Source organism: Streptomyces sp. NPDC060035 (genome assembly GCF_042736635.1).
In the GTDB taxonomy this organism is placed as follows: domain Bacteria; phylum Actinomycetota; class Actinomycetes; order Streptomycetales; family Streptomycetaceae; genus Streptomyces.
On record NZ_JBHWVO010000035.1, the window covers coordinates 30,151 to 51,427 of the forward strand.

Consider the following 21,277-nt stretch of genomic DNA (forward strand, 5'->3'; position numbering starts at 1 on the left):
CGGTCAATATTTTGCGGTGCCGAGGTGACAGGTTTCTAGCAGGTCATGCTTTTGTCAACGGTCCTCACACCGGCACCCCCCTCACACCCGCTATCCGTGCAGCTCAGCGCCACCAACCGGATCGCAGGGGAAAGGAGGGCGACGGGCGAAGCCGTCTACGGCACGGACGGCACCCACGCCAAGTCCGCCCGACACCGCGGTCGGCGTCGGAAATATTCGTGTCCGCCCGCCTCCGCCGAGGCAACGCGCCGGCCGCCCTCGGCGAGCGCGAGGCGACCGCCCTTCAGCTCGGGCACGTAGGTGCGGATGGCCGCGGGAGATGCCGAGCAGTTGCGCCGCTGCAAGGCGGAGGCCCGGTCTCGTACTGGACGTACTCGGCCGGTGCGACAACGCGGCGAGTGTGCGTGCAGGCATCGCCGGCCGGGCGGGGACTGTGCGGACGCCCCCTGGATCCGCTTCCGGACAGACCCTGGGCGCTCAGTGACCAAGGACGCGTGTCCTCCGGCACGGGGGCCGGCTTGAGCATGGTCGCCGAAGACCGGTGCCACGGGTTCGTGGAGTGTCGGTGGTCAGGGAGCGGCGTCCGCGAGGATCGCACGGCGGGCATCGAGCGCAGCCGCCGGCAGCCTCTCGTCCAGCATCATCTCAGCGTCTCGCGTGGAGCCGTTGACGGGGATGCGGGTACGCCGGTCGATCAGCGCCATCGCGGCCGGCAGCGCAGGCAATGCCTGGCGGCCCATCCGTGCGAGACCTTCCAGGCAGTACTCGCCCAACCCCGTCATCACCCAGGTGCGGCGTCATGTGGGCGAGCAGGCGGGGCAGAGCAGTGGCGCCCGCGTGCCGCAAACGCAGTGGGGCGCACAGGCCCTGCATCCGGCCTGGACGCTGAAAGGTGAGGTTGTACAGCTGGGCGGCCTGCCGGAACGTCAGTGGGCCCGCGTTCAGCAGACCCTTCCCGGCGAAAAATTCGGGAGTGCGGCCGATCATGTTGAGCACCACCTGGCAAGGAACTCCTCACTGCAGGCGTGCCGTCGCGACATGGACCTTCATCCCGCAACGGACGTGTCCATTCGGCAGCGCACGTTCCTCCACTGCGGCGAGGAACGCCTCTCGCAAGGACTCGACGGTGGGCGAATCGAGAGGTCCGACGTCGTAGATACCGGACACGGCGGCCCAGACCTGTTCCGCAGGACCACTCAGGTCAATGGGGATGGTCTCCCAGTCGACCGGCGCAAATCCAGCCGGTCCGAGGATGCTGTCGAGCCCGTCACGGCTCCGCGTCCTCCTGTCCCCCAGTACCGGGATGCGCTGCGCAGCAGGAGCCGTACTGATCACTGATCTCAGCAGCCCGAGGAACAACTCATAGGCCTCGCCGCCAACAGCGCCACCCCCCATCACACAGGCCAGCGTGCCTCCGGGGGACAGCACCCGGGCAACTTCGGCAATGACCCGTTCGACCTCTCCCATCAGCATCAACGCCATGTGAGACACGCAGGCATCGAAGCTGTCGTCGGCAAAGGGAAGGTCCTGGGCTCGGCTCTCCCGCAGCGTCGCCCCGGCCAACGCCGGTCGGCAGCGCGCCCGTGCCAGAGCTTCGGGCGACAAGTCCACCCCGGTGATCTGCCGACCATCGGTCCGGGCGAGCAACTCCATCAACAGGCCGTCACCGCAACCGAGATCCAACACCCGCCTGCTCTCAGCAACCCGATCACACAGAATCTCGTAGCTGGACCGGTCGTCCGCGGCACGGCCGCCCCCGAACGCGTCCGCTGTCACTGCTGGGTGCTCAGCGTGGAAGGCCCGCAGGAACGCCTCTTGCGATGTCGTCGTCATACACGCGAACCCTATGTGCTCCGGCTCTTCCCACCCTGACGAGTCCGGCGCTCCACTTCCAGCAGCAACGGCCGGATCGCCGCCCCCAGTTCGTCATCGACATCCCACGGCTTCGACCGAGTCGCTCCACCCCACAGCAACAGCCCCGCAGCCAACAGGGCGTCCTGGACACCATCCTCCTGATTCGACTCGGACGCGCAGACCCCCCGGGCGTAAGCTTCGCTCAGCATGGACGCGGACGCGGCGGGGGGCGGAGCACATGACGGCTGAGTCGGCACAGAGGTGGGGTTCGACCCTCGATTCGGTCGTGGTGTACGCGCAGGGCGCGGTCTGCCGACGCCTGGCCCGGGGCAGTGTGTCGCCCGGCGGCCGGGTGCGGGTGACGGGACTGCCCCGCTCGCTGGACCCCGGCTCGCTGCGGGCCCGAGTCCTGGGCGCCCCCGCGGTGCGCGTCACCGAGGCCCGGGTGGAAGTCGAGGCCGAGCCGCTCGGCACGGACACGCCCGACGAGTTGCGGCGCAAGGTCGAGCGGCTGAGCGACGAGTACGCGGCGGCGCAGGGACGCCGGGACCGACAGCTGAGCCTGATCGAGGAGGTCAGGGCTGTCCATCCGGTCCCACCTGCCCGCAGGCGCGAGGACCCGCACCGCCGCACCCCGGTCGACGCGTGGCTGGAGCTCGCCGGCTTCGTCGACGAGCGGCTGACGGGACTGCACAACCGCCTCGTCGAGCTGGAGGAGGCACTGCACAACGTCGAGCACGAGCTCACCCTCGCCTCCGACAGGCTCGCCCGCGCCTCCACCGACGCCCCGTCAGCACACGTGGAGACCACGGTCTGCGCGGTCCTGACCCTCGACGGCACTGGTGATGCGGAGGTGGAGCTGGAGTACGGGGTGCCGGGTGCCGTCTGGGTGCCGGGCTACCGTCTCACCTACCGTCAGGGCGACGGCAGCGGCCGTCTGGTGCTGCGCGCCTCGGTTGCCCAGCGGACCGGCGAGGACTGGACCGGCGTGCGCATCGCCCTGGCCACCGCCGATCTTCGGCGCCGCACCGACCTGCCGAGGCTCCGCTCGATCCGGATCGGACGCAGTCAGCCCGCCCCCGCGCCTTCCGGCTGGCGCGAGCCCCCGGCCGGACTCGTCGAGCTGTTCTCCGGGTACGACGCGGCCGGCCCCGGCCGGGCCGCACCCGCGGCTTTCGTGTCCGGGGCCTTGCCCGTGGGTGCCGCGGGCGGCTCCGCGTCCGGTCCCGTTCCGCCACCGCCGCCACCCCCGCCGCCGGCACCACAGGGCTACGGCGGTCAGCCGGCCGCAGTCCCGGTGCCCGGCGGCGCGGACGGCGTTCCCCCGGAAGTCTTCGGTGGCGGGATGCCCACCCTCGCGCAGCCGGCCGGTTCGCGACCGGGCGGCAGGCAGCGTGGCGACGGCAGGTCCTTCGCAGGCGCCCCCGCCCCCGCCGCCATGGCGCCCGCGGCTCCTGGCTGGGCAGCGCCGCCACCCCCTCCGGCACCGGCAGCCGGTCCGCCGCAGCCGAGCGGCGCCGAGCTCGACTATGCCGCTCTTGTCCTGTGCGGCCCCGACGAGCAGGGTGGTCGCAGGGGCCGGCTGTTTCCCGACGCTCCCTTCGACCCGGTGGCTGCCGAGTACCGCCGCCGCGCCGAAGCGGTGGCCGCGCTGCCGTTGCCCGGACAGGCCGTGCGGCCCCGCGAGTCGGCGGGGTCCTTCGACCACCGCTTCGATGCCACAGCCCGCGCCGACATTCCGTCGGACGGCACCTGGCACACCGTCACCGTGGGCGAGATCCCTGTCGGCCTGCGTACCGAGTACCTCTGCGTGCCGTCCGTGGAGCAGACCGTGTATGCGACGTTGGTGCTCTCCAATGCCACCGACCAGGCACTGCTGGCCGGCCCCGTGGAGGTCACCGTCGACGACGAGTTCCTGCTGACCGCCGCACTGCCCACGCTTGCCCCCGGCGGGGTCCGCCGGGTGGGGCTCGGGCCGGCCGAGGGCATCCGGGTCACCCGCCGTACGAACCTGCACGAGTCGACCTCGGGCCTGCGCAACAACACCACCGTGCTCGACCACCGCGTCCACGTGGAGCTGGCCAACCGGCTCGCGAGGCCCGTCACCGTGGAAGTCCGCGAGCGGGTGCCGGTCACCTCCGATCCGGACGTCCGGATCGAGGAACGGGCCGACTGGGCGGCACCCGAGAAAGGCATGGGTCCCGATCGACATGCGCCGGGCACCCGTGTCTGGCGACGGGACCTGCCCGCAGGCGCCACTGCCGCCTTCGACGGCGGCTACGAGATCCGCATCCCGACCGGCAAGGCCCTGGTCGGCGGCAACCGCAGGAGCTGACACACGCCATGCCCACGGCCCAGAAGCCGATCGCCTTCCCCGTCACCGCCGTTACGTGCCTTGAGGATCGCGCCCACATCGAGCGCGCCGTCGTGCTCGACCTGGTGGCCGGGGTCCAGCGGCTGCGTCTCGGGCCGGTCAGTGCGCTGGCCGTCGACCGGACCCTCCACACCGAGCTGACCGCCGATCACCCCGCGACCGTGCTCGACGCGCGGATCGTCCGAAGCTGGACGCCGCGCGGGCCGCTGCCGGACACCGACGACGACTCCGCCCTGCGCCGGCGCGTGCACACCCTCGAAGAGGAGCGGCTGGCCCTGGGGCAGCGACGCGACCGGCTGCATGCCCGCCTCGACCTGCTCGGCCGCCTCGCCGCCGATCTGCTGCGGGAGATCGGCGAAGGCGCCGGCTCCGGGGAGACCGAACTGCAGCGCTGGGCGCGCGAACTGGACCGGGTGGACGACGAGCGCGACGCGCACGGCGAGCAACTCCGCACCGTGGAGGCACGGCTGGCTGCCCTCGCCGTCGAACTCGGTGAAGCTCAGCGAGTGATGCACCTCTCCGAGGAGGAGCCGGCCGAGCTGGTCGGCCATATCGAGTTGACCGTGGAGGCCACGGTCGCCGGCCCGGTCGGGCTGCGCCTGAGCCACCTCACCCCGTGTGCGCTGTGGCGGCCCGCCTACCGGGCCGTGCTCGACGGGGACTCCCTGACGCTGGAGACCGACGCGATGGTCTGGCAGCGCACCGGTGAGGACTGGTCGGACGTACGGCTGACATTGTCGACGGCCCGCTCGGCGCTGGCCGCCGATCCGCCACGGCTGGGCGAGGACCGGCTGACGCTCAAGGACCGCTCCGCAGCGGAGCGCCGCACGGTCGATGTCGAGCTGCGCGAGGAGGAGATCGGGGCGGACCTCGGCGCGGCCCAGGTGCTCGGCCTGCCGGGGGTGGACGACGGCGGCGAGGCGCGGGTGTTGAGATCCCCCGCGCCGGTCTCGGTGCCCGGTGACGGCCGCGCCCACCGAGTGCTGCTCTCCGCATTCACCACAGCCGCGCCCAGTGAGTACGCCTGCTCACCGGAGTTGTCCCCCCTGGTCACGCAGGTGGTGCGGTTCGACAACCTTTCCGGACACGCGCTGCTCGCCGGGCCCGTGGACCTGGTCCGCGGCAGCGGATTCAGCGGCCGCGGCACACTGGACTTCACTGCCCCCGGCGCCCCCGTCGAGCTGGCCTTCGGCAGCTGCGACGACTACAGGGTGGTCCGGCATTCCGTGGAATCCCGCGACTCCACCGGGATCACCCAGCGGACCGTGGTCACCCGCACGGTCCGGCTGGACCTGTCCCGGTTCTCCGCCCCCGGGGAGCACGGCGAGCAGGTGGTGGTCCTTCGGGAGCGGATCCCGGTCTCCGAGGTCTCGGCGGTGGAGATACGTCTGCACAAGGACTCGTGCTCCCCGGCACCGGACGCGGTCGACGCGGAGGGCATCGCCAGCTGGGACGTCACCCTCCCGCCCGGCAGCCGCCGGACGGTCACTATGGTCTACGAGCTGTCGGCGAGCGCCAAAGTCAACGGGCTCTGAGTTCGGCCGGTCGAATAGCGCCCGTCAGCCTCCTCGACCCGGATGTCACGGCAACCGGCGACGGCGGCGGCCTCGCCACCACGGTGCGCCGCCCCGCTCGAAGGCGCCGAGCACCTCGCGCGCGGCCTCGTCGATCTCACCGGCAGGCCGGCCGACGTGACGATGCTGGAGCGTACGGTCAACGGTCGGCCCGGCCTGGTCGCCCAACAGGACGGCGTCATCGTGACCGTGTACGCGTTCGACATCGCGGGCGACCGGATCACGCACATCTGGGCCGTACGCAACCCCGAGAAGCTCCGGCCGTGGACAGTGGGCCACAGCACTGAGACCAAACCCGCTCGACCGCACCCTTGGCCGGATCCCCGAAACCTGGAGCCGATACGCCCCCGGCGACCACAGACGGTGAAGCGTCTCGGTGTTCACGGCGGTCATCATGCCGCAGAGCACCGACACAGGGTGACGATGGACCAGCGCCCATGGCGCAGACGTGACTTCTGAACATGCGGGCCTACGGGTCCGCGGCTGGACCGGCCCGACCGTACGACGGACCGCTGATCTCTACCCGGGCGAGTCCAGGACCGATGCCCGCGACGCGTTCACCCTGCGGGTGCACCGCGCCGGGCACGCCCGGCCATGATCCGGATCCGTCAGCACCGCAGGAAGCTCCGGGCAGACCTGTGACGGCGGCCCGGGGTCAGCTGGGCAGCCGCGGCACGCTCTCGATCAGCCGGCGGGTGTAGCGGTGCGCCGGTGCACCGAGCACCTGGGAGGTGGCTCCCTGCTCGACGACCAGGCCGCGCTCCAGCACGGCGGTGCGCTCGCACAAGGAGGCCACGACCGACAGGTCGTGGGAGACCATCACCAGGGTCAGCCCCCGCTCCTGCTTCAGTTCGGCCAGCAGATCGACGACCTTTACCCGGGTCGTGACGTCCAGCGCACTGACCGGCTCGTCGGCCAGCAGGACGCGTGGATCGCAGACCGTGGCGCGGGCGATGGCGATGCGCTGGCGCTGTCCGCCGGAGAACTCGTGCGGGTAGCGGTCGACAGTGTCCGCCTGGAGGCCGACGCGCTCCAGCGCCGCGGCCACCTTGGGCGCTGCGGTGGCGCGGGTGTCGAGGCCGAGGGAGCGCAACGGTTCGGCGACGATCGCGCCGACCCGTCGGCTGGGGTCGAGCGAGGAGTACGGGTCCTGGAAGACGCACTGCACGCTGCGCCTGAAGCGGCGCATCTGCTCGCGGTCGCGCAGGTTCAGGTCGGACCCCTCGAAGCGGACGGTGCCGGCCGTGGGGCGTGCCAGGCCGAGCAGCAGGCGCAGCAGCGTCGTCTTGCCCGCGCCGGACTCACCGACCAGCGCGAGGCTCTCGCCCGCCTCGACGGAGAGGGACACGTCCCGCACCACGTCGGCCACGGTCCCCCGGTAGCGCACCGCGACGTCCTTCAGTTCCAGCACGGGTGTCATCGCGGGCTCCTCAGGTCCAGGGCGGACTCCAGTTTCCGGGCGCTGGCGACCAGGGCCCTGGTGTACTCCTCGCGTGGCGTGCGCACGATGTCGTGGACCGCGCCCTGCTCGACGGCCCGGCCGTCCTTCATGACCAGCACCCGGTCGGTGACCCTGGCCACGACGGCGAGGTCGTGGCTGACAAACAGCACGGCCATCTCCCGTTCCTGGACCAGGCCGTCGATCAGCTCCAGCATCTCCGCCTGCACGGACACGTCCAGGGCGGTGGTGGGCTCGTCGGCGATGAGCAGCTTCGGCTCGCAGGCCAGCGCCATCGCGAGGGCGACGCGCTGGCGCTGTCCGCCGGAGATCTCGTGCGCGAAGGCGCGGGAGATGCGGTCGGGCTCGGGCAGCCGTACCTGTTCGAGGGCGTCGTGCACAGCCCCGCGCAGGTGTTTGCCCTTGAGGCCGGTGCGGCGGGCGAGCGGCTCGGCGATCTGGCGGCCCAGTCGCATCAGCGGGTCCAGTGCGGTCAGCGGTTCCTGGAAGACGACGGCCGCGTCGCGCCCGCGGACGGCGGTGAGCCGCTTCTCGGCGGCACCCACCGTCTGTGTCCCGGCCAGTTCCACGCTGCCGGTCGAGGTCATGCCGTCGGGCAGCAGTCCGAGTACCCCGAGCGTCGTCAGGGACTTGCCGGAGCCGGATTCGCCGATGAGGCCGAGCCGTTCACCGCCGGCCAGGGTGAAGGACAGGTCGTCGACCAGGGTCCGGCCGTCGGCGGCACGGACGGTCAGTCCGCGTACGTCGAGGAGAGTCACGCGCGCCTCCGCCGGGTGGCCGGGTCGAGGGTGTCACGCAGGCCGTCGGCGACGAGGTTCACACCGATGACGAGCAGTACGAGCAGGATGCCGGGCGCGAGCGCACCGGCCGGCGCCGTGGTGAAGGTCGCCTGGGCCTCCTGGAGCATGCGGCCCCAGGAGGCGTTGGGCGGCGGTGCTCCCAGACCCAGGTAGGACAGCCCGGCCTCGGCGAGCACGGCGAGCCCGAACTGCAGGGCGAGGTTGACCACCAGTGTGGGCCAGATGTTGGGCAGGACGTGGGAGAGGACCGTACGCGGCCAGGTGGTGCCGGATGTACGGGCGGCGGTGATGTAGTCCTGTGCCAGGACCCGCTTGACCAGGATGCGCACCAACCGCGCCACGACCGCGCTCTGCGCCAGGCCGATCGCCAGGACCGCCGAGCCGAGCGTCGCCGACCGTGCGGCGACGATCAACATCGCCAGCAGCAGCGTCGGAAAGGCGATGAGGATGTCCAGGAACGCCGAGAGCGTGTCGTCGATCCAGCCCTGTGCGAACGCCGCGAGCACGCCCAGGGTGACTCCGATGACGGCGGCGATGAACACCGATCCGAGCCCCGCCTCGACGGCGATGCGGGAGCCGGTCATCACCTGGGTGGACAGGTCGCGCCCGAGCTTGTCGGTGCCGAGCAGATGGCCGCCGCCGGGTCCGGCGAGCCGTCCGCCGGAGGTGTCCTCCACGTCGTAGGGCAGCCAGAAGAACGACACCACGGCCAGCAGCGCGATCAGAGCGGCGAGTACGCAGCCGACGACGAGGGTGGCGGAGCGCCGGGGGCGCCGCTTCGTGGGGGCGAGCAGGTCCGTCCCGGTCATCGGGCACCTCCCGAGAGTCGGCCGCGCAGCCGCGGGTCGATGATCCGCTGGACCAGGTCGGCCACGAAGCCGATCACCAGCACCGCGAGGGTGGAGACGAACAGCACCCCCTGGATGACCGGGTAGTCGTGCTGCGCGATGCCGGTGGCGAGCAGGGAGCCGAGGCCCGGCAGGGCGTACACCGACTCCACGACGACGGCGCCGAGCAGCGTCGAGGCGAGTTCGATGCCGAGGATGGAGATCACCGGCACGGCGGCGTTGCGCAGACCGTGCCGCCACATGGCGCGGCCGAAGGACGAGCCGAGGGCGCGCGCTGTACGCAGAAAGTCGCTGCCGAGCACGTCGAGGGTGGCGGAGCGGACATAGCGGATCAGGGACGCGCTCATCACCAGGGCGATGGTCACGACCGGCAGGACCAGGGAGCGGAACGCCTCGGCGGGGTCGGCCCAGCCGTCCTGCGGGAAGCCACCGGAGGGCAGCCAGCCCGCGTTCAGCGCGAACACGGCGATGAGGATCATGCCGAGCCAGAACACGGGTATCGCGATGCCCAGTTGGGACACGCCGCTGAGCAGCGCTCCGTACCAGGTGCGCCGCTTGTACGCGGCGACGAACCCGGCGGGTACGGCGACCAGGACGGCAAGGACGAACGCGGCCAGCGTAAGCGGGACGGTGACGTTCAGCCGGGCGACGACCTCGGGGCCCACGGGCAGCGAGCTGACGAACGAGGTGCCGAGGTCGCCGCTCCCCAACTGCCCGAGCCAGTGGACGAACTGCTCGGGCAGCGGCCGGTCGGAGCCGATGGAATGGCGGGCCGCGGCTATCTGCTCGGGACTGGCACCCACCGCGGTGAGCGCGTTGGCCGGGTCGCCGGGCAGCATGCGCAGCAGCACGAACAGCACCACGCTCGCCAGGGCCAGCGACACTGCGAGGAATGCGAGCCGACGCAGCAGATAGCGCGCCATCAGCCCTTCTTCTCGATGTCGTAGGTGAAGAACTGCGAGTTCAGGCCGTTGATCGGGTAGCCGGAGAGCTTGTTGCTCGCGACGACGATCTGCGGGTAGAGGTACAGCCAGTCGCTTGCGGCGTCCTCGGCGGTCTGCCGGTTGACCTTCTTCAGCAGTTCGGTCTGCGCGGCAGCACTGGAGGCTTCCTCGGCCTGCTCCACCCACTTGGTGACCTGCGGGTTGTCGTAACCCCAGTAGAAGTCGGGGTTGCCGTACCAGACCAGGTCGCGGTCGTTGACGTGCTCCTGGAGCGTGGCCGTGAAGTCGTGGTTCTTGTAGACCTTCGTGTACCACTCGTCCGGCGTGATCGTGTTGATCTTGACGGTGATGCCGACCTTGGCGAGCTGGGACTTGATGAAGGTCGCAGCCGTCGGGTGCGGGTCGTAGTTGGGGGTGTCGAGGGTGAAGCCGAAGCCCTTGGCGTAACCGGCTTCGGCCAGCAGCTTCTTGGCCTTCGTCACGTCGTGGGCGTCGACGTCGGTGAGGTCCTCGTACCAGGGGTCGGTGGGCGGCACCATCGAGCCGATCTGCTTGCCGTAGCCGCCCCAGACGGACTCCAGGAGCTTCTTGTCGTCGATGGCGGCGGACACGGCCTGGCGCACCTTGACGTCGGTGAAGGGCTTGGCCTTGTCGTTGAACGCCAGCAGCAGCTTGGTGGTGGAGTCCCCGTCGTTCACCTTGTAGGTGCCGTTGCTCTTGAACTGGTCCAGGGCGTCGGGCGACTGCTCGCTGGTCACCACGTCGACGGCGTTGGTCAGCAGCGCGTTGTTCAGCGCTGTGGCGTCCTTGTAGTAGTGGAAGACGACCTGCTTGTTGGCGGCGGCGTCGCCCCAGTAGCCGGCGAAGCGGTTCAGGCTCAGCGCGGAACCGCGGGTCCACTTGTTCAGGGTGTACGGGCCGGTGCCGTCTTCCGTCGTCTTCAGGTTCTTCGCCTGGGAGTTGATGATCCAGACGTAGGAGAGGTTGTAGACGAAGGAGATCGACTTCTTGGACAGCGTGATCTTCACGGTCCGCTTGTCGGGGGTGGAGATGTCCTTGATGACCTCGAGGTTGCTCTTGCGGGCGGACTGGGAGTCCTCCGCGATCACCTTCTCCAGGCTGTACTTGACGTCCTGCCCGGTGAGTTCCTTGCCGCTGTGGAAGGTCACACCGTCGCGCAGGGTGAAGGTGTAGGTGAGGCCGTCGGCGCTGGTCTCGTAGTTCTGGGCGAGGAGCTTGTCGACCTTGCCGTCGTCGGTGAGTCTGAACAGACCCTCGTAGACGTTGCCGTTGAGTGCCTCGGTGACTCCCTGGCCGCCGCCCGCGGTGTTGTCGAGGTTCTGCGGCTCGTAGAGGGATCCGATGTTGACGACCGCGTCCTTGTCCCAGGTGCCGCCCGAGGCGCTGGAGCCGCCGGAGCCGCCGCAGGCGGTCAGGGTCAGGGCGAGAGCGGCGGCGGAGGCGGTGCCGTACAGGACGTTCTTCTTGGTGCTCATGGGATGAGGGCTCTTTCGGTGCGGGGAGCTGCGGGGTGATCAGTGCTGGGCGTCGAAGCCGTCGCGGAAGACGGGGAGCTTCTCGCCGGCCTCGACGGGCAGGTGGAAGCGGTTCTGCCGCGGCGGCATCGGACAGTTGTACTGATCGGAGAATCCGCAGGGCGGCACGAAGGCCCGGTTGAAGTCGAGGACGACCCGGCTCTCGTCGTCCGTGCGCCGCACGAAGAGGAAGCGGCCGGCGCCGTAGGTGATGTCACCGTTGGTCGGGTCGCCGAAGACGAGCAGCAGGGTGCCGTCGTCGTCGAAGGCGCTGAGCGTGTAGGCGCGGCCGTCGACGGTGAGAGTGATGTCGCCGGGGACGACCAGGTCGCGGCTGCCGCCGTTGTCCCGGATGTGCTCGAAGGCGATGCGCCGGGCGCCGGGAACGGGCGTGTAGGAGGCTTCCAGGACCCAGGCGGGGTCGTAGGGGAAGGCGTCGACCCGGTCGAAGTGGCGGATGGCGGGCGCGTCGGCATCCCAGAAACGCAGACCGTGCTCGAGCTCGCCGGTGACCAGGTCGGTGCGCTGGAGCGCGGTGACGGTCACGGTGTCCGGCCGGTCCGCGCGGGCGTCCGCCGCGTCCGGGGTCTCGCCCGCCGGAGCCCAGCGGGTTTCGACCAGGGCGAGGTTGCCCGTCGGGGACGTGAGCGCACGGTGGCGCTCGGCACGCCAGGCGTCCCATTCCTCCGCCGGGTCGGCGGTTGCGCGGTCGAGGGAGGAGCGAGACACGGCAGTACTCATTCGTCTAGGCGGGGGCAGCCCTCACAGCCCCTGGGTAACAGGGTGTGAATAGGTGGCCAAAGCATCACCTTTATTGAGCATAAGCTCACCTAATGTCAAACTTCTGCGCCACATTATGAGACAGACGTCTCAACCCTCGACCCTTTAGGGCAGGTGCAACCGCCTCCGCCACCCCGGTACACCTTCTCCAGGGGTGGATTCCCCGACGGGGCGAAGCCGTCAACTCCGAGGCCCTCGTGCTCCTTCAGCCGTTCCACGACCTGGACGGTCGAGCCCACGACGGACGTTCCCGGCCCGGGCTGGCCCGGAAAAGGCTCATGCCGGACCAGGGCTCGGGTGCGTCTCCAGTCGGCGGCCCCAATGCGGGCACCCGGCCCCCCGTGCTCGCGGAACTGCTGCCGGCCGACACCGACCTCCCCCGCCTCGACGCCGGGCCGACGGGCTCGTCGGCGTGCCCGGGGCCACCTGGGTCGAGATGTCGGCCGGTGACCTGATCACCTAACTGCGGGTCGCCCTGAACCAACGGCGATCTGCGCAGACCGATGAAGTCGAAACCCCGCCGGGTAATTCCTGGCGGGGTTTCCTCGTGCCCGCCTAGAGGGTTTCCTGCTTCTCCGGCGTGCCGCCGGAGATCGTGATGCGGGTCAGGGCCTCGGCCGTGGTGGGAAGTGCGGGTATCAGCTCGCCGACCCCCGTGACGTCCAGCAGCCTCGCGAGGTGTGGCGGCGCGGCCGCCAACGACAGGGACCCGTGCCGGTCCTTCGCGTACCGCAGGATGGCGATCATCGTGTTGAGGCCGGAGGAGTCGCAGAATTCCAGGGGTGCCATGTCCAGGACCAGGTGTGGCCTGCCCTGCCTGATCAGCTCCAGAGCCTGGGTCCGCAAGGCCGGAGCGCTGTCCACATCGATCTCTCCGGCGACAGTGAGGACGGCGATCGAATCCGCCGGGTGCCCGACTGTGAGGATGAGGGTCTGGCTGTGCGTCATGGGTGTCAGTGCTCCAGGCCGGGAGCGGGTCGCCGTCGCGGCAGGAGCGGCGTGGCCCGCTGGAAGATCACGCATCAGATGTCGACTGCCGAACCGTACCCTACGACAACTGTTGTCATGTGGAACTCATCAGGGGTCGGTCGTGGTCCCGGAAGTCTGTTGCGGACGGGGGTAGGATATTCGCGGCCGCACGTGTGTCCCGGAACCCTTGTCCTGGCATCCGCACGAGCGCATCGGATGCCCGGCTCGATTGCTCGGTCCGGTGGCCAGACGGACGAGTGAGGCGATGCCGGATCGGAGTGTCATCAATATGGGCTTGAGACCCGAACCCGACCATCGGTCGCGGGATGCGGCCCGTGAGGGTTCCGAGTTCGTCGAACTCCTCGAAGTCCTCTGGGAGCACGGCCGTGAAGCCGTACCGACAGGCCCGGTCTCACCTTCCCAGCTCCGCGTGCTGTACACGCTGGACCGGGAGGAGGGCATCAATCTGCGGATGCTCGCCGATGCCCTGGGATCGGCCTCCCCCTCGGTCAGCAGGCTGTGCGACCGGTTGCAGGCCACGGGATTCGTCGAGCGTGCCCCCAGCCCGGTGAGCCGCCGGGAGCTGGAGCTCCGGCTGACCAGCCACGGCAAGGCGTATCTCCTCGACCTGCGTATGCGAAGGGAGGAGGTACTGATGTCCACGGTCGACGCCATGCCGGCCAAGGCGCGGCGTTCGCTCCTCGAAGGGCTCAGGGCCTTCCGTAACGCGGCCGCCTCCTCGGGGCAGGACAGCGACGGGGCGAGACCCTTGCGGTCGACCGGATAGAGGCCGGCCGACCGGTCGGCCGCCTGATCGGCGCCGGTCACACGAGCGCGTCGCCGGTGGAGGGTTGCCGGCCGAACCAGTCCAGGCAGACCACCAGGGCATCGTCGTCCAGCGGGTTGGCACTCCGGTAGTCCCGCAGATCGCGGAGCACTGCCAGAGGCACCTGCTCGGACGGCAGGAAGCGATGTGCGGACAGCGACCGTGCGAGGGCACGCTCCCCGTAGTGCTCCCCCGCCGCCGACACGCTGTCGTAGACACCGTCACTACCGATCAGCAGCCGGTCGCCCGGCTCCACGCGCAGGCGCTCCGCGACGTACTCCGTCTCTTCGAACATGCCCAGCGGGAGCTGCGCGTCGACGTCGACGGACTCGACACTGCGTCCCCTCAGCCGCCACATGCGGGGGGAACCCGCGTCCACGGCCTCTACCTCGCCCGTAGCCAGATCGAAGCGCAGCAGCAGGACCGACGCGTACAGCGCGCCACGGTGCTGGGCGTAGACGGCCTGGTCGGCGAGGCTGGCCTGGCCGGGAAGGTCGAGGCCGGCGCGCCGGGCGTTGCGCAGCGCGTTGACAACGAGATTGGTCAGCAGGGCCGCCTCCATCCCCTTGCCCATACCGTTGGTGACGGTGAGCGTGAGGTGATGGGCCGACACCGACCAGTCGAAATTGTCGCCGAAGATCGCGTACGCGGGCTCCAGGTGGGCGCCCAGCGAGAATTCGGGGCGGGACACGGAGCGGCCTGGCAGCAACTGCCACTGCATCTCCGCGGCCAGGGTCAGCCGCGTGGCACGGCGGGCGAGGAGGTAGAGGTCGGTGTCCCGCTCGGCGACCAGGATCGCGTGGCCGAGCGCTTCGCAGATCTGCTGCATCTCCGCGAGGCCCGCCACGGACCAGCCGCCCTCCCGCGCCGTGACGGTGAGGACACCGAGCCGGTCGCCCCGGACGGTCACCGGCAGGTGCGCGGTCGCCGGGCCCGGCGCGGTCCGGGGCTCCACATATGGTTCCTGGGCGCCGAAGGCCCGCCCCTGCGGGCTGTCATGTATGCGCACCGGCTCGGCGAGAGGCGCCTCGGACACCACTTGGAGCGTGGTCATGCTGTAGTCGGCGAGCCGCAACTCCACGCTCTGTACGTCGTACTGCTCCCGCAGAGCCGCCGTGACGACGTCGAGGAGCAGATGGGGCGCGGCCTTGCGCAGCTCCCGCTCGACGGCACCGAATCTGTCCACGTGATCCTGTTTCTCATCGTGCTGCGCCGAAACCCGGGCCGTCCGTGGGCCCCGGCCGTCGGCCTCCAGCGTACGGGGCCTGTACCCGATCCAGCGCGGCGCGCCCAAGAGGTCGCACCGGTGGTCGGCGCTGCTCATCTTACGATGTCCAGAGACAACTGTTTCCACACAGCAAGAAAATTCGCGTCATCGCGCATGGGCCTCCTGAGGCGGGGCACGGGCTCGTCAGGAAGCGCGCTCAGCACCAGGGAGGGTGGGAACAAGAAGTGATTACTGAACAGACTGCCGGGGTCGTACGGACTGACGGGACGTCGGCTTCGGAGGTTTCGCCGGAGCGCGTCGGTGAGCTGCCCTGGATCGAGGACGCAGGCAAGGTGGCCCCGAAGGACGCCCGCGCTCTGTCGGCGCTGTTCTTCGAGCAGCTGCAGGTTCTGGAGGAGGGCACGCGCGAGTACCAGTACGCGCGCAACACCCTCATCGAGATGAACATCTCTCTGGTCCGGTTCGCCGCGCGGCGCTTCCGCAACCGGGGCAGCGGTGACATGGAGGACATCACCCAGGTCGGAACCATCGGACTCATCAAGGCCATAGACCGGTTCGAGCTCTCCCGGGAGGTCGAGTTCGCCACCTTCGCCGTCCCCTACATCGTCGGCGAGATCAAGCGCTTCTTCCGTGACACCACCTGGGCCGTCCACGTCCCCCGTCGGCTGCAGGAACTCCGGGTGGATCTGGCCAAGGCGAGGGACGAACTCGCCACCCGCCTGGACCGCGACCCGACGGCGAAGGAACTCGCCGACCACATGGACCTCACCGAAGACGAGGTCATCGAGGGCATCATCGCGTCGAACGGCTATACCGCGGGCTCCCTGGACCTGCCGACCGACATCGGGGAAAATCCGGGCACGGCGTCCCGCACCTTCGCCGACATCCTGGGCGAGCCGGACTCCGCCATGGAGACGGTGGAGAACCTGCACGCCTTGGCCCCGCTGCTGGAAGAGCTCGACGACCGCGAGCGCCGCATCATCGAGATGCGTTTCGGCCAGGAGATGACGCAGTCACAGATAGGCGCCGAACTCGACGTCTCCCAGATGCACGTCTCCCGCCTCCTCACCCGCACCCTCAGCAAGCTCCGCGCCGGCATGCTGGCCTGAACCCGTCCGCGCCCGTAGCGTTGGGGACCCGGGCCGTCGTCCAGGGAACCCGGCGCGACGCAGGCCGCAGGGTCGCTCGGCCAAGCTGGAAGCCAGTTCGCCCGGAGCGAGGACACGCTTCTGCGCGCAACCACGTCATGCCGTACGCAGCAGCGTCCACGCCGTTGCACCGGCTCCACCGGATGTGCGCCGCAAGGACAACCGGGCCGGCACGCCCGAACCCTCCGCAAGCCGCCGTTCGCACGGGGCGGAGGGATACGGCTTCTGTACCAGCAGCAGACGAAGACATGACGTGTAGCTCCTCCCAGAAGAAGCTCGGGTTCCTCCAAGTGCCCCAGAGGAGTGCGTGGAGCGAATACTTTCCTCCAGGCACCCCGTCCCTGGCCATGCCTGGCGTACAACCCGACCTTTCACCGCACAGGGATCCGACGACGTCGCCGCCTCAGCTCGCGCGGTGGTGAGCACGCGGCGTGCCACCCTGGCGGACATTGCCGAGGCCGGCAATCCCTCTTCGCGTCCACGCCGCTACGGCGCTCATCGGAGTGCTCCCCAGCCGTGCCGTTGCCCGGCTGGGTCCTGTCGTGTTTCCGACGTCGTGCCGTGAGGTCGGTCGTGACACATACGGACGGCGGCGGCAGCAAGCGGCCGCCCTGTCCGGACCGACAGCCCGCAGCATCATCGGTGTACGACACTTCTGCCGCCCCTCGACTCGTCGGTCCCGCACCGCCGGAGCCAAACCGGCCGCTTGCCGGAACCGCCGTTGATCGCGGCTGAATCCCGCCGGTACCCGGACAAACATCATGCGGACGCGATCATCGCATCGAGTTAATGTCGGCAATTTCCCTTGGTACAGAGGGCGAAGCGGCCGTTAAGGTTCCCCTGGATCTGGACGGATTCCCGTTCATATACCCGCTTTTCCTCCTGTTGCCCGGTGACGTCCGCATACGCGCGTCACCGCCCTGACCAAGGAGAGCTCGCCCGATGAGTGTTGAATCGAGCCCGGAAGCGCAACTGGAGTTGCCGCGGCAGTCCAGCCTGAGCACGGCGGCTGCCCGCAACCTCGCCACCACGACCAAGTCCGCCCCGCAGATGCAGGAGATCACCTCTCGCTGGCTGCTGCGGATGCTCCCCTGGGTGGAGACCCGAGGCGGGGCCTACCGGGTGAACCGTCGCCTGACCTACACCGTCGGCGACGGGAGCGTGGAGTTCGTCCAGGACGGCGCCGACGTCCGGGTGATCCCCCGTGAACTCGGTGAACTGGCGCTCCTGCGCGGCTTCGACGACGTAGAAGTGCTGACTGCTCTCGCCGATCGGTGCGTCCAACGCGACTTCCGGATCGGCGAGACACTGGTCGAGCGCGGGACTCCCGCGGACAAGCTCCACCTGATCGCCCACGGCCGCATCAGCCAGGCCTCCGTCGGCAGTTACGGCGACGAGGTCGCTCTGGACGTACTCGCCGATGGCGACCGGTTCGGAGAGAACGCCCTGCTGGACGAGGACGCCCAGTGGGAGCACACCGCCACCGCGGAGACCTCGGGCACGCTACTCACCCTGTCACGCGCCGACTTCGCGGCCGTGCTGTCCACGGCGCCGAGCCTCCGAGACCACCTCGAGGAGTTCTCGTCGCTCACCCGCCAAAGGCAGAACCATCGCGGCGAGGCTGAGATCGCGATGTCGGCCGGCCACGTCGGCGAGCAGGAACTGCCCGGCGCGTTCGTCGACTACGAACTGAAACCGCGCGAGTACGAACTCTCCGTCGCACAGACCGTTCTGCGGATCCACACGAGGGTCGCCGACCTCTACAACGGGCCGATGAACCAGACCAAGGAACAGCTCAGGCTCACCATCGAGGCGCTGCGAGAGCGCCAGGAACACGAGCTGATCAACAACCGGGAGTTCGGCCTGCTCCGCAACGCCGACTTCAAGCAGCGCATCCAGACGCACTCCGGCCCGCCGACCCCGGACGACATGGACGAACTGCTCTGTCGACGCCGCGGCACCAAGTTCTTCCTCGCGAACCCCCGGACCATCGCGGCTATCGGGCGTGAGTTCAACTCGCGCGGGATCTACCCGGACCACGTCGACCTCGGTGGTCAGCAGGTCCCGGCCTGGCGCGGGGTCCCGATCCTCCCCTGCAACAAGATCCCCGTCACGAAGGAGAAGACCAGCTCGATCCTCGCCATGCGTACCGGCGAGGAGAACCAGGGCGTCATCGGTCTGCACCAGACCGGACTGCCGGACGAGTACGAACCGGGGCTGTCGGTCCGCTTCATGGGCCTCGACGAGAAGGCGATCACGTCCTACCTCGTCAGTACCTACTACTCGGCCGCCATCCTCGTGCCGGACGCGGTCGGCGTGATGGAGAACGTGCAGATCGCCCGCTGGCCCAGGTAGCAGGCCCAGCCCGAAGGGCTTGGTGCACCCCCCGAAGCCTTCCGGGGCAGTCGCGCATGCCCGGAAGGGCTTCGGGACAGCCGCCCACCCCACCAAGGAGCCATGGATGCCCGCGCCTGAGCCACCGCCACCGCCACCGCCACAGTCGAGCCTGCCGGAGTCGGCTTCCCACTTCGTGGCGCACGTACTCGCTGCCGCTGCGGCCCGCGCCTGCGATATCAACGCCGCCACCGGCGGCCCGCCCTGCGCGCCGTCCCTGCCTGCCCCGCCTGCGATTTCCACGTCCGCCCAGCTTCCCCTCGACGCCCCGGCAGCCGAGGTGCCGGCACCGAGCGCCGACCTGGGACGGATCCTGCGCGGCCCCAGCGGCCTGGGCACGGCGAGCCTGCACCTGACCCTGCGGGAGGAGCCGCCGACGCCCTCGGCCCCGTCGGCAGACACGGCGGAAGGCATCCCGGTCCCGGGCCTCTACCACCACCCGGTGCCCGAGCCCGACCCCGTGCGGGTCGAGGAGGTCAGCCGAAGGATCAAGTCCTGGGCATCGGACGAGGTCGCCCTGTATCCCGAGGACTGGGAGGAGGAGTTCGACGGCTTCTCCGTGGGCCGCTACATGGTCGGCTGCCATCCGGACGCGCCCACGGTCGACCACCTGATGCTCGCCACCCGCTTGATGGTGGCGGAGAACGCGGTGGACGACTGCTACTGCGAGGACCACGGGGGCTCGCCCATCGGCCTCGGCGAACGTCTTCTGCTGGCGCACACCGCCCTCGACCCCCTGCACACGACGGAGGAGTACCAGCCGCAATGGGCCAAGTCGCTCCATGCCGACGCCCCTCGGCGCGCCTACCGCTCCGCCATGGAGTACTTCGTCCGAGCGGCCAGCCCCTCCCAGGCGGACCGCCTCCGGCACGACATGGCCCGGCTGCACATGGGGTACCTCGCAGAGGCAGCCTGGGCCCAACTGGACCACGTCCCGGAGGTGTGGGAGTACCTGGCGATGCGCCAGTTCAACAACTTCCGTCCCTGCCCAACCATCACCGACACGGTCGGCGGCTACGAACTGTCGGCGGACCTGCACGCCCAGGCCGCCATGCAGAGGGTCATCGCTCTCGCAGGGAACGCGACGACCATCGTGAACGACCTGTACTCGTACACGAAGGAACTCGACGCTCCGGGCCAGCACCTGAACCTGCCCGTCGTGATCGCCGAACGTGAGGGCCTCTCCGACCGGGACGCCTATCTGAAGTCGGTCGAGGTCCACAACGACCTCATGCACGACTTCGAGACCGAAGCCTCGGCCCTGGCTGCCGCCTGCCCCGCGCCGCAGGTGCAGCGCTTCCTGCGGGGCGTGGCCGCATGGGTCGACGGCAACCACTCCTGGCACCAGTCCAACACCTATCGCTACAGCCTGCCCGATTTCTGGTAAGAGAATGGATGCATCTGTGACCAACACCGAACTCACCGCCACCGCCACCTCCCTGCGTATCCCCCGCCCGGCGACGCCCTACCAGGGGGACATCGCCCGCTACTGGGACGGGGAGGCCAGGCCCGTGAACCTGCGTCTCGGCGATGTCGACGGGCTCTACCACCACCACTACGGCATCGGTGAAGTCGACCACGCAGCACTCGGCGACACCGAGGACGGCGCGAGCGAAAAAAAGCTGATCGCCGAGCTCCACCGACTGGAGTCGGCGCAGGCCGAGTTCCTCCTGGGGCACCTCGGCGACATCGGGCAGGGCGACACCCTGGTGGACGCCGGCTGTGGCCGCGGCGGCTCGATGGTGATGGCGCACCAGCGCTTCGGATGCACGGTCGAAGGTGTCACACTGTCGGCCAGGCAAGCCGACTTCGCCAACAATCGCGCCCACGAACTCCGCGTCCAGGACCACGTCCGCGCCCGCGTCTGCAACATGCTCGCCACGCCTTTCGGGACCGGGTCGGCTGCGGCCTCATGGAACAACGAGTCGAGCATGTACGTCGACCTGCACGACCTGTTCGCCGAACACTCCCGCATCCTCACGGTCGGCGGTCGCTACGTGACCATCACCGGCTGCTGGAACCCGCGGTACGGCCAGCCCTCGAAGTGGGTCTCACAGATCAACGCGCACTTCGAGTGCAACATCCACTCCCGCCGTGAGTACCTGCGCGCCATGGCCGACAACCGCCTGGTGCCGCAGGCTGTCGTCGACCTGACCCCCGACACCCTGCCCTACTGGGAGCTGCGGGCCACGTCTTCGCTGGTGACGGGCATCGAGGACGCGTTCATCAACTCCTACAAGGACGGGTCCTTCCAGTACCTCCTCATCGCAGCCGACCGCGTCTGACCTGCTGCTGACCGGGAGGGCCCGCCCCGACGGAACGGGCCCTTCCCGTGACCACGCGGCGTCGAAGTCGGCGCGTAGCACATGCGAGCCATAGCCATGCTGGGACCACGCACAGGAAACCGGTCCCAGCATCCGGCATTCAGGCTGGTCAGCCGGTAGGGCGACGGGTGTGCCATGAGCAGACGAAGAACCTGCCGGCAGCCTTCGCAGCTCATGCGGCCGCCTCGCACGCTGCTCAGTCCGTGCGTCCGGACATTCG

At 69.6% G+C, this 21,277-nt stretch carries 19 protein-coding genes; 9 read left to right on the forward strand and 10 right to left on the reverse strand.

The window, feature by feature from the left end; genetic code table 11:
• Positions 1–569: 569 nt before the first annotated feature.
• Both ACFWBQ_RS34315 and ACFWBQ_RS34320 read right to left on the reverse strand, forming a co-directional pair.
• On the reverse strand, positions 570–740 hold the full coding sequence (locus ACFWBQ_RS34315; RefSeq protein WP_385506400.1) for a hypothetical protein: 171 nt from the start codon (positions 738–740) through the stop codon (positions 570–572).
• A gap of 274 nt (positions 741–1,014) precedes the next feature.
• A complete protein-coding gene (locus tag ACFWBQ_RS34320; protein WP_385506402.1) occupies positions 1,015–1,833 on the reverse strand; it encodes a class I SAM-dependent methyltransferase in 819 nt (272 codons plus the stop codon).
• Between the two features lie 259 nt (positions 1,834–2,092).
• On the opposite strand from ACFWBQ_RS34320, the gene ACFWBQ_RS34325 reads away from it, so the two are divergent.
• From ACFWBQ_RS34325 to ACFWBQ_RS34340, 4 genes are read left to right on the forward strand one after another with little or no spacing between them, the layout of a single operon-like run.
• Complete coding sequence (locus ACFWBQ_RS34325; RefSeq protein WP_385506405.1) at positions 2,093–4,189, forward strand: DUF4139 domain-containing protein; 2,097 nt, start codon at positions 2,093–2,095, stop codon at positions 4,187–4,189.
• An 8-nt stretch (positions 4,190–4,197) separates the two neighbouring features.
• Positions 4,198–5,763, forward strand: coding sequence for a mucoidy inhibitor MuiA family protein (locus ACFWBQ_RS34330; protein WP_385506407.1), 1,566 nt, complete (start codon positions 4,198–4,200; stop codon positions 5,761–5,763).
• Between the two features lie 42 nt (positions 5,764–5,805).
• A complete protein-coding gene (locus ACFWBQ_RS34335) occupies positions 5,806–6,261 on the forward strand; it encodes a hypothetical protein (protein ID WP_385506410.1) in 456 nt (151 codons plus the stop codon).
• Positions 6,251–6,400: a hypothetical protein gene (locus tag ACFWBQ_RS34340; RefSeq protein ID WP_385506411.1), complete on the forward strand. Its 150-nt coding sequence runs from the start codon at positions 6,251–6,253 to the stop codon at positions 6,398–6,400. Before ACFWBQ_RS34335 ends, ACFWBQ_RS34340 begins: the two co-directional genes overlap by 11 nt.
• A 57-nt stretch (positions 6,401–6,457) precedes the next feature.
• Here ACFWBQ_RS34340 and ACFWBQ_RS34345 read toward each other — a convergent pair whose 3' ends face one another.
• The 7 genes from ACFWBQ_RS34345 to ACFWBQ_RS34375 form a co-directional block, all read right to left on the reverse strand.
• Positions 6,458–7,222: an ABC transporter ATP-binding protein gene (locus ACFWBQ_RS34345; protein ID WP_385506413.1), complete on the reverse strand. Its 765-nt coding sequence runs from the start codon at positions 7,220–7,222 to the stop codon at positions 6,458–6,460.
• Complete coding sequence (locus ACFWBQ_RS34350) at positions 7,219–8,019, reverse strand: ATP-binding cassette domain-containing protein (protein WP_385506415.1); 801 nt, start codon at positions 8,017–8,019, stop codon at positions 7,219–7,221. The genes ACFWBQ_RS34345 and ACFWBQ_RS34350 overlap by 4 nt, the downstream gene beginning before the upstream one ends.
• Positions 8,016–8,870: an ABC transporter permease gene (locus ACFWBQ_RS34355; protein ID WP_385506416.1), complete on the reverse strand. Its 855-nt coding sequence runs from the start codon at positions 8,868–8,870 to the stop codon at positions 8,016–8,018. The genes ACFWBQ_RS34350 and ACFWBQ_RS34355 overlap by 4 nt, the downstream gene beginning before the upstream one ends.
• Positions 8,867–9,832, reverse strand: a complete 966-nt coding sequence (locus ACFWBQ_RS34360) for an ABC transporter permease (protein WP_385506417.1) — start codon at positions 9,830–9,832, stop codon at positions 8,867–8,869. Before ACFWBQ_RS34360 ends, ACFWBQ_RS34355 begins: the two co-directional genes overlap by 4 nt.
• On the reverse strand, positions 9,832–11,349 hold the full coding sequence (locus ACFWBQ_RS34365; protein WP_385506418.1) for an ABC transporter substrate-binding protein: 1,518 nt from the start codon (positions 11,347–11,349) through the stop codon (positions 9,832–9,834). Before ACFWBQ_RS34365 ends, ACFWBQ_RS34360 begins: the two co-directional genes overlap by 1 nt.
• Positions 11,350–11,388: 39 nt before the next feature.
• Positions 11,389–12,129: a DUF1684 domain-containing protein gene (locus ACFWBQ_RS34370; protein WP_385506420.1), complete on the reverse strand. Its 741-nt coding sequence runs from the start codon at positions 12,127–12,129 to the stop codon at positions 11,389–11,391.
• A 594-nt stretch (positions 12,130–12,723) separates the two neighbouring features.
• Positions 12,724–13,116 carry an STAS domain-containing protein gene (locus ACFWBQ_RS34375; protein ID WP_385506422.1) on the reverse strand — a complete coding sequence of 131 codons (393 nt, stop codon included), beginning with the start codon at positions 13,114–13,116 and terminating at the stop codon, positions 12,724–12,726.
• Positions 13,117–13,426: 310 nt separating this feature from the next.
• On the opposite strand from ACFWBQ_RS34375, the gene ACFWBQ_RS34380 reads away from it, so the two are divergent.
• Complete coding sequence (locus ACFWBQ_RS34380) at positions 13,427–13,924, forward strand: MarR family winged helix-turn-helix transcriptional regulator (RefSeq protein ID WP_385506425.1); 498 nt, start codon at positions 13,427–13,429, stop codon at positions 13,922–13,924.
• 37 nt (positions 13,925–13,961) lie between these two features.
• Here the strand turns inward: ACFWBQ_RS34380 and ACFWBQ_RS34385 are convergent, their stop codons facing one another.
• On the reverse strand, positions 13,962–15,149 hold the full coding sequence (locus tag ACFWBQ_RS34385) for a PP2C family protein-serine/threonine phosphatase (protein ID WP_385506427.1): 1,188 nt from the start codon (positions 15,147–15,149) through the stop codon (positions 13,962–13,964).
• A gap of 269 nt (positions 15,150–15,418) precedes the next feature.
• Here ACFWBQ_RS34385 and ACFWBQ_RS34390 point away from each other — a divergent pair, with 269 nt between their 5' ends.
• The 4 genes from ACFWBQ_RS34390 (at position 15,419) to ACFWBQ_RS34405 (ending at position 21,018) form a co-directional block, all read left to right on the forward strand.
• Positions 15,419–16,300 (forward strand): SigB/SigF/SigG family RNA polymerase sigma factor, encoded by an 882-nt coding sequence (locus ACFWBQ_RS34390; RefSeq protein ID WP_385506456.1) that lies wholly within the window; start codon positions 15,419–15,421, stop codon positions 16,298–16,300.
• A 981-nt stretch (positions 16,301–17,281) separates the two neighbouring features.
• Complete coding sequence (locus ACFWBQ_RS34395; protein WP_385506430.1) at positions 17,282–18,694, forward strand: family 2B encapsulin nanocompartment shell protein; 1,413 nt, start codon at positions 17,282–17,284, stop codon at positions 18,692–18,694.
• 106 nt (positions 18,695–18,800) lie between these two features.
• Positions 18,801–20,120 carry a family 2 encapsulin nanocompartment cargo protein terpene cyclase gene (locus ACFWBQ_RS34400; protein ID WP_385506434.1) on the forward strand — a complete coding sequence of 440 codons (1,320 nt, stop codon included), beginning with the start codon at positions 18,801–18,803 and terminating at the stop codon, positions 20,118–20,120.
• Between the two features lie 16 nt (positions 20,121–20,136).
• The gene (locus tag ACFWBQ_RS34405; RefSeq protein ID WP_385506436.1) at positions 20,137–21,018 is read left to right on the forward strand and encodes a geranyl diphosphate 2-C-methyltransferase; all 882 of its coding nucleotides are present in this window, start codon (positions 20,137–20,139) and stop codon (positions 21,016–21,018) included.
• Positions 21,019–21,277: the final 259 nt, after the last annotated feature.

Coding starts and splice junctions, on each gene's coding strand:
- ACFWBQ_RS34315 (WP_385506400.1), bottom strand. CDS start 740: ATGGGCCGCCAGGCATTGCCTGCGCTGCCGGCCGCGATGGCGCTGATC.
- ACFWBQ_RS34320 (WP_385506402.1), bottom strand. CDS start 1,833: ATGACGACGACATCGCAAGAGGCGTTCCTGCGGGCCTTCCACGCTGAG.
- ACFWBQ_RS34325 (WP_385506405.1), top strand. CDS start 2,093: ATGACGGCTGAGTCGGCACAGAGGTGGGGTTCGACCCTCGATTCGGTC.
- ACFWBQ_RS34330 (WP_385506407.1), top strand. CDS start 4,198: ATGCCCACGGCCCAGAAGCCGATCGCCTTCCCCGTCACCGCCGTTACG.
- ACFWBQ_RS34335 (WP_385506410.1), top strand. CDS start 5,806: ATGTCACGGCAACCGGCGACGGCGGCGGCCTCGCCACCACGGTGCGCC.
- ACFWBQ_RS34345 (WP_385506413.1), bottom strand. CDS start 7,222: ATGACACCCGTGCTGGAACTGAAGGACGTCGCGGTGCGCTACCGGGGG.
- ACFWBQ_RS34355 (WP_385506416.1), bottom strand. CDS start 8,870: ATGACCGGGACGGACCTGCTCGCCCCCACGAAGCGGCGCCCCCGGCGC.
- ACFWBQ_RS34360 (WP_385506417.1), bottom strand. CDS start 9,832: ATGGCGCGCTATCTGCTGCGTCGGCTCGCATTCCTCGCAGTGTCGCTG.
- ACFWBQ_RS34365 (WP_385506418.1), bottom strand. CDS start 11,349: ATGAGCACCAAGAAGAACGTCCTGTACGGCACCGCCTCCGCCGCCGCT.
- ACFWBQ_RS34370 (WP_385506420.1), bottom strand. CDS start 12,129: ATGAGTACTGCCGTGTCTCGCTCCTCCCTCGACCGCGCAACCGCCGAC.
- ACFWBQ_RS34375 (WP_385506422.1), bottom strand. CDS start 13,116: ATGACGCACAGCCAGACCCTCATCCTCACAGTCGGGCACCCGGCGGAT.
- ACFWBQ_RS34380 (WP_385506425.1), top strand. CDS start 13,427: ATGGGCTTGAGACCCGAACCCGACCATCGGTCGCGGGATGCGGCCCGT.
- ACFWBQ_RS34395 (WP_385506430.1), top strand. CDS start 17,282: ATGAGTGTTGAATCGAGCCCGGAAGCGCAACTGGAGTTGCCGCGGCAG.
- ACFWBQ_RS34400 (WP_385506434.1), top strand. CDS start 18,801: ATGCCCGCGCCTGAGCCACCGCCACCGCCACCGCCACAGTCGAGCCTG.